Genomic DNA, 9,630 nt, shown 5'->3' with positions numbered 1-9,630 from the left:
CGTCTCTGCCTGAAAATTGAGTGTTTCGAAGGCCCTATGCCGCTTCGCTACGCACCGCGCGAAGGAATACGGCGGCATCCATAAACGCCTGTAATTTATGTGCATTCACTGCTTCGGCCTCGTCGTCGTGGCCCCATTGCTCGATCTGCCAAACTTCGTCGAGCCGCGCGGCCTGCCAAAGCGGCTCCGGCGCCGCCGCTTCCGCCGCCGCGGCCAGCCCGAGGATCAGGGATCCCGGCAGGCTCACCAGATCGTGGAATGCGGCCAGCTCGAACGGCCCCATCGCGGCCATCGGCGCGGTCAGCGCGTCGATCGCCTCCCTTGGCTGAGTGACCGGCAAAACGCCCCTGGTCGTCGTCAGTTCGGCCCCGTAGGTGTCCCGCGCCCAGTCAAGCCACGGGTCCCAGGCCTCCGCCTGCAAGGCGACAAGTCCCTCGGGGCTCTCGGCCCGGTAGCACAACAAATCGGTCTCGCCATAGCTCGCGAGATGCGCGATCACCGCCGCACATTGCGGCGCGACCTTCTCGATCGCCGAATTCGCCATCCGCGTCGCGGGCATGCTGTTGGGGTCGATCGTCCCGCTCTGCGCCTCCCATTCCCCGGCCAGAAGCTCGGCCACCGCACGCGTCGGCAGGTGCAGGGGCGATTTGAACGGCGTCCGCACGGGCCGCCCGTCCAGCCGCACCTCGAACCCGCCCTCGACTTCGGCCACCTGCGTGTCGGTCCAGAAGCGTTTGGCCGCCCACTCGCTCATAGCTCCTCCTCGAACGGGTCCGCCGGCGCATCCTTGGCATGCCAATCCAGCATCTGCCACGTGCGGACCATGTGATCGGGCAGCGGGGCGGTCAGCGACAGATCGGCCCCCGTCACCGGATGCTTCAGCCGCAGATGCCGGGCATGAAGGTGAAGCTTGCGGCTCACCTCTCCCCCAAGCTGCGCGCCCCAGCCATCACCCAGGTTCTCCTGTCCCGATCCGCCGTATTTCCCGTCCCCAACGATCGGATGCCCGATCTCCGCCATATGTGCGCGCAGCTGATGCGTCCGCCCGGTGACCGGCACGAGCGCCACCCAGGCCACCCGCCCGCCCAGCGCGGAAATCACCGCGTAATCCGATGTCGCACGCTTCGCTCCCGGCGTGCTGTCGACATCGCGGGGATGGATGCAGATCATCTTCTCGCCTTCGCCGCCCCGCCCGTGCCCGGGCGCCTTGACAAGGCCGAACCGGATCGTCCCCATCGCGGGCTTCGGCACGCCCGCCACCGCGGCCCAATAGATCTTGCGCGTCTCCCGGGACCGGAACGCCTCGGTCAGGCTCTGCGCCACCGCCCGCGTGCGCGCCAGCAGAAGAAGGCCCGACGTGTCCTTGTCCAGCCGGTGCACCAGTCTCGGCTTCTCGTCATACCCGAACCGCAACGCTTCAGAGAGGCCGTCGACATGCCGCGTCTGCCCGGTACCCCCTTGCGTCGGAAGGCCCGCGGGCTTGTTCAGCGCGATGATGTGATCGTCCTTCCAAAGCACAGCGGCCCGCATCAACTCGGCATCCGCGTCCGAAACCTTCGGGCGCGCGGGCTTCGGCGCCGTCTCCGCGTCCGGCAGCGGCGGCACCCTTACCGCCTGGCCCTCTTCGACGCGGGTCGAGGCCTTCACGCGGCCCCCATCAACCCGGATCTCGCCCTTCCGGCACATTTTCTCGATCTGGCCCTGCGTCACTTGCGGGAACATCCGCCGGAGCCACCGGTCAAGCCGCTGCCCGCCATCGCCTTCGGCCACGTTCACCGTCTGAACCCGGCTCATGCGAACGCCGCCCGCGCCGCCCAAAGCCCGAACATCAGCCCGCCGATCGACAGGACAACCGAAAGCCCCACGTAAAGCGCCGCCTGTCCCAGCGCCCCGCGCTCGTAGAGCGTGACGGCCTCAAGCGAGAACGCGGAAAACGTCGTGAACCCGCCCAGGATCCCGGTCATCACGAAGGGCGAAAGATGCGTCAGTCCACGATGCGCGGCCGCCACCACGAACACCCCCATCAGAAAAGACCCGAAGATATTCACGCTCAGCACACCAAGGGGAAACCCGCCGCCCCAAAGCCGGAACACGCCCACGCCGACGAGATAGCGCATCACCGCGCCGATCGCGCCCCCGAGGGCCACCTGAACCGCTGTTCCAATCATGGCCGCTCACCTGATCCCCGGGGCGGCCATTGTCAACCGTCGCCCCGCTTCGCCCTCAGCTTCACGAAGTAATCGATGCGCCGTTTCAGCTCCCGCTCGAAGCCCCGTTCGACGGGCTGGTAATACACCCCGCGCTTCATCGTCTCCGGGAAATAGTTCTGCCCCGAAAACCCGTCCTCCGCATCGTGATCATAGGCATAACCCGCGCCATAGCCCTGGTCCTTCATCAGCCGCGTCGGCGCGTTCAGGATGTGCTTCGGCGGCGGCTCGGAACCGGAAGATTTCGCGGCCGACACCGCCGCCTTGTACCCGGCATAAGCGGCATTCGATTTCGGCGCGAGCGCGAGGTAGACGACGGCCTGCGCCAGCGCCAACTCGCCCTCGGGCGATCCAAGCCGCTCATACGTCTCCCAGGCATCAAGGCAGACACGCTGCGCCTGCGGTTCCGCCAGCCCGATATCCTCCACCGACATCCGCGTGATCCGCCGGGCCAGGTATCGCGGATCCTCCCCGCCCTGAAGCATCCGAGCCAGCCAGTAGAGCGCGGCATCCGGGTCCGATCCGCGCACCGATTTGTGCAGGGCCGAGATCAGGTTGTAATGCGCGTCGCCCGACTTGTCGTATTGCGCCGCCCGCCGTTGAAGGCGCGCGGTCAGCGCCGCGGTGTCAAGCTTGCCGTCAACCGTCCAGGCCATCACCTGCTCGGCGAGGTTAAGAAGCGCCCGCCCGTCCCCGTCCGCCATCTCGATCAGCGCCTCGCGCGCCGGCCCATCAAGCGGCAGGGCACGGTCCAGCACCTTCTCGGCCCGCTGCACCAGCCGCTCGAGGTCGGCGGGCGTCAGCCGGTTCAGAACCAGCACCTGCGCCCGGCTCAGAAGCGCGGCGTTCAGCTCGAACGAAGGGTTCTCCGTCGTCGCCCCCACCAGAAGGATCGTTCCATCCTCCATATGCGGCAGGAACCCGTCCTGCTGCGCCTTGTTGAACCGGTGGATCTCGTCGACGAACAGAAGCGTTCCCTGCCCTGACCGGCGCCTCAGCTTCGCGGCCTCGAACACCTGCCGAAGCTCCGCCACGCCCGAAAAGATCGCACTGATCTGCACGAAGGCCCGGTCGGTCGCATCCGCCAGAAGCCGCGCGATCGTCGTCTTCCCCACGCCCGGCGGCCCCCAGAAGATCACCGACCCGAGGCTGCCGGCAGCCAGCATCACACCCAGGGGCCCGTCGGGGCCAAGGATGTGCTCCTGCCCGATAACCTCGCCAAGCACAACCGGACGCAGCCGGTCGGCCAGCGGCCGCGGCGCGTCGGGCCGGGGGGTCTCCGCCCCCGGCGCGGTATCGAAAAGATCCGACATGAGCCGACCCTACGGTGCGGATCGGCCCGTGAAAAGCGCTGCCCTAGTGCAGGCTCTCGCGCAGGTGCATCATGATCGCCTGGTTCATCGATCCGCCGATATCGAGGCAGGGGCCGACGTGATAGGTCTGGTAACCCAGGCGCCGCATCCAGCGCATCCACGCCCGCGGGCAGAGGCCAAGCAATTGCGTCGCCCCCTCGTCCCGCGCCGTACGCACCATCTGTTCCATCAGTTGCGCCTGAACCTGCAACCGCAGTTTCGCGGGTACGTGATGCGCGATGAAGACCCGACTCGTCTCCCAGACATGGGGGTCCACCGGCGCCTCTTCGTGCAAAAGGTCGGCCGGGATCGAGTCGAGAAGGCCCAGTTGCGCATCCCGGATCATGTAGGTGTAGATCCCGCAGCGTGCGGTGGTCGGCGTCATCCGGATTCCGGCCAGCACCTCGCCTAGGTGATGCACCGCAATCCAGCGCGACTGCGGCGTGTCGTACTGGTCGAACTCCATGCCATCCGCTTCGGGCAGATCCCACTTGCGCTGCACGATGAACGACTCGCGTCTAGCGCGAAGTATGTAAGCAAAAAGCTCGCCATGCGTGTGGAAGTTGCCAAAAGAAAGGGTTGTGGTTTGCATAGTAGCCTCCAGCTTGGGGTTGAGAAACTTCCCAGCCGGGGCGACTCTTTCAGAGGAGCTTGTACTCCTGCGCCCGTTGAATCGCCTCGGCGGTCGTGCGCGCATAGAGGCGGTCACGGGCGGACTTCAGCCGTGCCTTCAACGCGCTTTCCGATATTCCCAGGAGGGCGGCGGCTTCCGCGTAGCGATGGCCCGACGCGATAAGGCGCAGCGCGTGTCGCTGTGCTTGGGTCAGGTTGTCAGGAGGCGTGGATTCTTCGTGCAGCAGGATGACTGTTTGTTCAATCAGGCCGATTTCTTCGTCAGTGAACTCGCGGTCTTTTCGTGCAAACCCCCCGATCGAACGCGAGGTCGTCGGCCCGGTCGAAACCGCCACCCCGTAATTCAATCCGTATGCGGAAGCCTGCCCCAGCACATTGTGCGGATCTGGATGGTCAAGCGCACTCCAGCGCGCCGTCCCGGTGGTCGCAAACCCCCAGGACACCAACGGATCGCACATCATGTAACCGCGGGACGTATACAGCTCGATCCATGCAGGATCGTAGGTTTGCACCATGATGTGAGCCGACGCGAAACGAATATGCAGACCAAGGGCGAACCCTTGTGGCGCAAGGCGCTTGAGCCGTGAAAGGCCCAGCTCCAGTCCTGCATTCTCGCTCGCTATCGAATTCACGATATCACCCTACTCCGCATGTACTTTTAGACAAGTTGTTCTGCGCGCGGTCAACCTTAAATTGTATTTTGGTGCCAATCCATACAATCCAGAGGTGTGCGTGACCGACAAAACGAAAGATCCAATGCGCCATATCGATACTCTCGACCCTACGGCGCGTACGGATCTCATGAGGTTTCTGAGAACCAGCTCACGGCAAGCGGGGCGCTGGCAGCAGACAGACGCGGAGGTTCTGACCGAATCCCTGAACCTGCTCCGCGCCCGCAGGGCAGGTTCGAATCTGACGTGAAAAGGGGCCGCGCAAGTGCCGCGCGGCCCCTCGAACTCCGGCTCTGAGGGCGTCTTACGCCTCCTCGCCCTGTTCTTCCATTTCGACGCGCGCGCGATCGCCGGCGCCCTTCGCGGCGGGATCGCGGTCCACGAATTCGACGATCGCCATCGGGGCCATGTCGCCATAGCGGAAGCCGGCCTTCAGCACGCGGACATAGCCGCCCTGACGCTCGGCATAGCGCGGGCCGATCACCTCGAAAAGCTTCGCCACATGGGCATCCTGCTTCAGGCGCGCGGCGGCCTGGCGGCGGGCATGAAGATCCCCGCGCTTGCCCAGCGTCACAAGCTTGTCGGCAATCCGCTTAAGCTCTTTCGCCTTGGGCAGCGTGGTCTTGATCTGTTCGTGTTCGATAAGCGACCCTGCCATGTTGGCGAACATCGCCTTGCGGTGTTCATGGGTCCGGTTCAGGCGGCGGTAACCGCGGGCATGACGCATCTTCGTGTCTCCTTCTTTGCCCTCTACGGGCGATTTTGCTTTGTCCGGCGGTCAGATGCGTGTCTGCCGCTCTCCTTGGGGTTGGCGGATCATCCTCCGCCCAACCCGATGCCGTAGGGTGGGGTTACACCCCACCTCGGCAAATCAGAACGAATCCTCGAATTTCTTCGCAAGATCCTCGATGTTCTCCGGCGGCCATTCCTCGACATCCATGCCAAGGTGCAGGCCCATGCCCGACAGCACTTCCTTGATCTCGTTCAGAGATTTCCGGCCGAAGTTCGGGGTGCGCAGCATCTCGGCTTCGGTCTTCTGGATCAGGTCGCCGATATAGACGATGTTGTCGTTCTTCAGGCAGTTCGCCGACCGCACCGAAAGCTCCAGCTCGTCCACCTTCTTCAGAAGAAGCGGGTTGAACTCGAGGCCGTCGTCGTCGCTTTCCGTCCGCGCCGATTCCGGCTCGTCGAAGTTGACGAAGATCGAAAGCTGGTCCTGCAGGATCCGCGCCGCATAGGCGACCGCATCGTCCGGCGAGACCGACCCGTCGGTTTCGAGCTTCAGCGTCAGCTTGTCATAGTCCAGAACCTGCCCCTCGCGGGTCGGCTGGACGTCATAGCTGACTTTCTTCACCGGCGAATAGATCGCATCGATCGGAATAAGGCCGATCGGCGCGTCCTCGGGCCGGTTCTTGTCCGCCGAGACATAGCCCTTGCCCGTGTTCACCGTCAGTTCGATGAACAGGTCCGCGCCCTCGTCGAGGTGACAGATCACGTGATCCTTGTTCAGAATCTCGATCCCGGCGGTTTCCGAGATGTCGCCGGCGGTCACGACGGCCGGGCCCTTCGACGAAATCGAAAGACGCTTCGGGCCGTCAACGTCCATGCGGATCGCGACGCCCTTGAGGTTCAGTACGATGTCGGTCACGTCCTCGCGGACGCCCGCGACCGACGAGAACTCGTGCAGAACGTTGTCGATCTGGGCCGAAGTGATGGCGGCGCCCTGAAGCGAAGACATCAGAATACGCCGCAGCGCGTTGCCAAGGGTCAGACCGAAACCGCGCTCGAGCGGTTCGGCGATCACCGTTGCCTGGCGCGCAGGGTCGTTTCCGGGCTTCACGTCAAGCTGCGTCGGCTTGATCAGTTCCTGCCAATTCTTATGGATCATGCGTGTCTCCTCAATTCCCGTCCGGCGCCCATGTCCTAAAGCGGCGAACTCCCGAGGTTCCAAATGACGAATCCGGGCGACCTGTCAGCCGCCCGGTACAGACGATGCCCGATCAGACGCGGCGGCGCTTCGGCGGACGGCAGCCGTTATGCGCAATCGGCGTCACGTCGCGGATCGACGTGATGTTGAAGCCGACGGCGGCCAGGGCGCGCAATGCGCTCTCACGGCCGGACCCGGGGCCCTGCACCTCGACTTCGAGGGTGCGCACGCCGTGCTCCTGCGCCTTCCGGCCCGCGTCTTCCGCGGCCATCTGGGCGGCATAGGGCGTCGACTTCCGCGAGCCCTTGAAGCCCATGGTGCCGGCCGACGACCAGGCAATCGCATTGCCCTGCACGTCCGAGATCAGGATCTTGGTGTTGTTGAACGACGAATTCACATGCGCCACGCCAGCGGCGATGTTCTTCGAAACCTTCTTCTTCCCACGACGGGTATCGCGTGCCATATCTAACGCCCTCCCTTACTTCTTCTTGCCGGCGATCGGCTTCGCGGGGCCCTTGCGGGTGCGCGCGTTGGTGTGGGTGCGCTGGCCGCGCACCGGGAGGTTCCGGCGATGCCGGAGGCCGCGATAGCAGCCGAGGTCCATCAGCCGCTTGATGTTCATCTGAACATCGCGGCGCAGGTCGCCCTCGACCGAATAGTTGGCGTCGATGTGTTCGCGGATAGCGAGCACTTCGGCGTCGGAAAGTTCGTTCACCCGGCGCGTAGCGTCGATGTTCACGGCCTCGCAGATGGCCTTGGCCGACGAATGGCCGATTCCGGTGATGTAGGTGAGCGCGATCGGAACGCGCTTAGCGGTCGGGATGTTGACGCCGGCGATACGTGCCACGTGGCTTTTCCTTTCGTTGCGAGCCCGTAGTCCCAGGCCCTTTTTTCACAACTGAAGCCCGAGGCGTAGGGCCACGGGCTTTCAATCTATTCGGGGTGTCTTTTTGAACCGGGCGCGACCCGGTGCGTCAGACGATTCTCCTGCAGAGATGGCGTGATCTAAGGGGTCGAGGGCGGAGCGTCAACCCTCTGTCAAGGGCTTTTCTTCCACCCCTTGCCATCTTGTAGACATCCTCTTGCCCGTACCTTCATATGTTATGTGCCCCAGGGCGCAAGGAGCAGGTGAATTGCTTATTTCAGAGGCCATTCAGGGCCGCGACAACAACTTTAACCTGATCCGTTTTCTGGCGGCCACGGGCGTTCTGATAAGCCACGCCTATCCACTCACGCTTGGGCCCTCCGCAATCCAGCCGCTTGAGCGGATCGTGGGTGAGCCTCTGGGGCATCTTTCGGTCCTGACTTTCTTTGCGGTTTCCGGGCTTCTGATCACACAAAGCTTTGACAACTCTTCGCGCTTTTCGAGGTGGCTCGCAGCACGCGCACTTCGGATCTTTCCAGCCCTTCTTGTTGTGCTTGTGCTAACCGCGCTGATCCTTGGCACATCAGTCACGAACCTCTCCCTAGAGGAGTATTTCGGTGCCACGGATACCCTCAGCTATGTGCCAAGCAACCTGTCACTCTACTTTCTGCAACCCGCCCTGCCAGGCGTCTTTACCGAAAACCCATTTCCCGAAGCGATCAACGGGTCGCTCTGGACACTGAACCATGAGCTCACCTGCTATGCAGGCGTAGCCGCGCTGGGGCTCATCGGAGGCATTGCGTCGCGAAAGCTGGGCCTTCTGCTGCTGGCGGCGGCGACGGTTTTCACGATCCTGATTGTCGAGTTCGGAGAAGTCGCCGGGCTTCCCGGACGCATGATGGCTCTTGCCTTCCTCGCACTGCCCTTTGTCATGGGCTCTATCGTCTATTTGCTGCGAGACAGAATTCGGCTCTCGGGTTGGGCGGTCATTCCGTTGCTGGCTCTCGCATTCGCCACAACCTCGCTGCCGTTCCACCACACTGTACTTTCCATGGCGACCGTATACACGGTGTTTTATCTGGCCTATGTCCCCGCTGGCAGGGTCCGCAGATTCAACGGGCTCGGAGACTACTCCTACGGGATCTATATTTACGCCTTCCCGTTTCAGCAGCTTGGAAGCTTTCTGTTCCCCGGTATGAGCCCGGTTGAGAACATGGCATTCGCGTTGCCGCTCACACTGATCGCCGCGATCCTTTCGTGGCACCTCATCGAGGCCCCTGCCCTACGATTGAAGACCAGATATGGTCGCAGGAGCGATGAGAGTCGCGCGCAAACGACCGAACAGACACGCAACGAAAGTGCCATATCCTGAGTGCAGGATCGCTAGATCTATCTTGCCGTCTTCTGCAGCCGGATCAGCTTTTCCTCGCCAAAGCCCAGCGGGTGGGGAACTTCTTCACCCAAGGTTTCGACCCAGAGGTTCGGATCCTTGAACTCATCCAGCACAAGGCGAAGATGCCCGTCCTGCGACATGAGCCAGCCGCCGTCAACAAGGCGCGGCCAGAGATGGCCAATGCATGTCCGTGTGGAACTGGCCAGATCCACATCAAGATAAACGCCAACAAGAACATCCTCGCGCTCCGGCAAGGTCTCTTCGAAGTATCCCTTTACGAACTCACACACCTCGATCGCGCCATTGTCGGCAATGTTCTTCTCCACTTCTTCAAGGCCGCCCATATAGCTGCCTTTCGGAAACTCCACGGCCTTACCGTCAAGCGTCATGTGATCGGATTCGTCGTTTTCCGGGATGCCCTCGAAGCTGTCACAAACGATCAGCCGTCGACCGGCCAGCCTGCAGGCGATCGAAAACTTCGCCGTGCTTTCACCCTTGAAGGCCCCGCACTCCATGAACGCCCCATTGCGATCGGCGGGTGTGTCAAGGATCACGTCGACGAAATAAAGGATCTCCGACATC

At 63.0% G+C, this 9,630-nt stretch carries 12 protein-coding genes; 1 reads left to right on the top strand and 11 read right to left on the bottom strand.

Annotated features, from left to right (window positions below):
• Positions 1–34 precede the first annotated feature (34 nt).
• The 10 genes from RXV90_RS23355 to rpsM form a co-directional block, all read right to left on the bottom strand.
• Positions 35–754 (bottom strand): ATP12 family chaperone protein, encoded by a 720-nt coding sequence (locus RXV90_RS23355; protein ID WP_316652381.1) that lies wholly within the window; start codon positions 752–754, stop codon positions 35–37.
• Positions 751–1,794, bottom strand: a complete 1,044-nt coding sequence (locus tag RXV90_RS23350; RefSeq protein ID WP_316652379.1) for an RluA family pseudouridine synthase — start codon at positions 1,792–1,794, stop codon at positions 751–753. The genes RXV90_RS23355 and RXV90_RS23350 overlap by 4 nt, the downstream gene beginning before the upstream one ends.
• Positions 1,791–2,168, bottom strand: coding sequence for a fluoride efflux transporter CrcB (gene crcB / locus RXV90_RS23345; RefSeq protein WP_316652377.1), 378 nt, complete (start codon positions 2,166–2,168; stop codon positions 1,791–1,793). Before crcB ends, RXV90_RS23350 begins: the two co-directional genes overlap by 4 nt.
• A gap of 32 nt (positions 2,169–2,200) precedes the next feature.
• Positions 2,201–3,520, bottom strand: coding sequence for a replication-associated recombination protein A (locus tag RXV90_RS23340; RefSeq protein ID WP_316652375.1), 1,320 nt, complete (start codon positions 3,518–3,520; stop codon positions 2,201–2,203).
• A gap of 43 nt (positions 3,521–3,563) precedes the next feature.
• Entirely contained in the window at positions 3,564–4,151 is a 588-nt protein-coding gene (locus RXV90_RS23335; protein WP_316652373.1) for an acyl-homoserine-lactone synthase, read from the bottom strand.
• Between the two features lie 49 nt (positions 4,152–4,200).
• Positions 4,201–4,824 carry a helix-turn-helix transcriptional regulator gene (locus tag RXV90_RS23330; protein ID WP_316652371.1) on the bottom strand — a complete coding sequence of 208 codons (624 nt, stop codon included), beginning with the start codon at positions 4,822–4,824 and terminating at the stop codon, positions 4,201–4,203.
• Between the two features lie 343 nt (positions 4,825–5,167).
• Entirely contained in the window at positions 5,168–5,590 is a 423-nt protein-coding gene (gene rplQ / locus RXV90_RS23325) for a 50S ribosomal protein L17 (protein ID WP_316652369.1), read from the bottom strand.
• A gap of 144 nt (positions 5,591–5,734) precedes the next feature.
• Complete coding sequence (locus tag RXV90_RS23320; RefSeq protein ID WP_316652367.1) at positions 5,735–6,751, bottom strand: DNA-directed RNA polymerase subunit alpha; 1,017 nt, start codon at positions 6,749–6,751, stop codon at positions 5,735–5,737.
• 112 nt (positions 6,752–6,863) lie between these two features.
• The gene (rpsK, locus tag RXV90_RS23315) at positions 6,864–7,253 is read right to left on the bottom strand and encodes a 30S ribosomal protein S11 (RefSeq protein WP_316652365.1); all 390 of its coding nucleotides are present in this window, start codon (positions 7,251–7,253) and stop codon (positions 6,864–6,866) included.
• A gap of 15 nt (positions 7,254–7,268) precedes the next feature.
• The gene (gene rpsM / locus RXV90_RS23310; protein WP_316652363.1) at positions 7,269–7,637 is read right to left on the bottom strand and encodes a 30S ribosomal protein S13; all 369 of its coding nucleotides are present in this window, start codon (positions 7,635–7,637) and stop codon (positions 7,269–7,271) included.
• 286 nt (positions 7,638–7,923) lie between these two features.
• Between rpsM and RXV90_RS23305 the strand changes: the two genes are divergently transcribed.
• Positions 7,924–9,027 carry an acyltransferase family protein gene (locus tag RXV90_RS23305; RefSeq protein WP_316652361.1) on the top strand — a complete coding sequence of 368 codons (1,104 nt, stop codon included), beginning with the start codon at positions 7,924–7,926 and terminating at the stop codon, positions 9,025–9,027.
• A gap of 17 nt (positions 9,028–9,044) precedes the next feature.
• On the opposite strand, the gene RXV90_RS23300 is transcribed toward RXV90_RS23305, so the two are convergent.
• Positions 9,045–9,629: a TylF/MycF/NovP-related O-methyltransferase gene (locus tag RXV90_RS23300; protein ID WP_316652359.1), complete on the bottom strand. Its 585-nt coding sequence runs from the start codon at positions 9,627–9,629 to the stop codon at positions 9,045–9,047.
• Position 9,630: the final 1 nt, after the last annotated feature.

It is taken from the genome of Ovoidimarina sediminis, assembly GCF_032586175.1.
GTDB classification, from domain to species: domain Bacteria; phylum Pseudomonadota; class Alphaproteobacteria; order Rhodobacterales; family Rhodobacteraceae; genus Ovoidimarina; species Ovoidimarina sediminis.
This window is presented reverse-complemented; position numbering and strand designations above follow the sequence as displayed.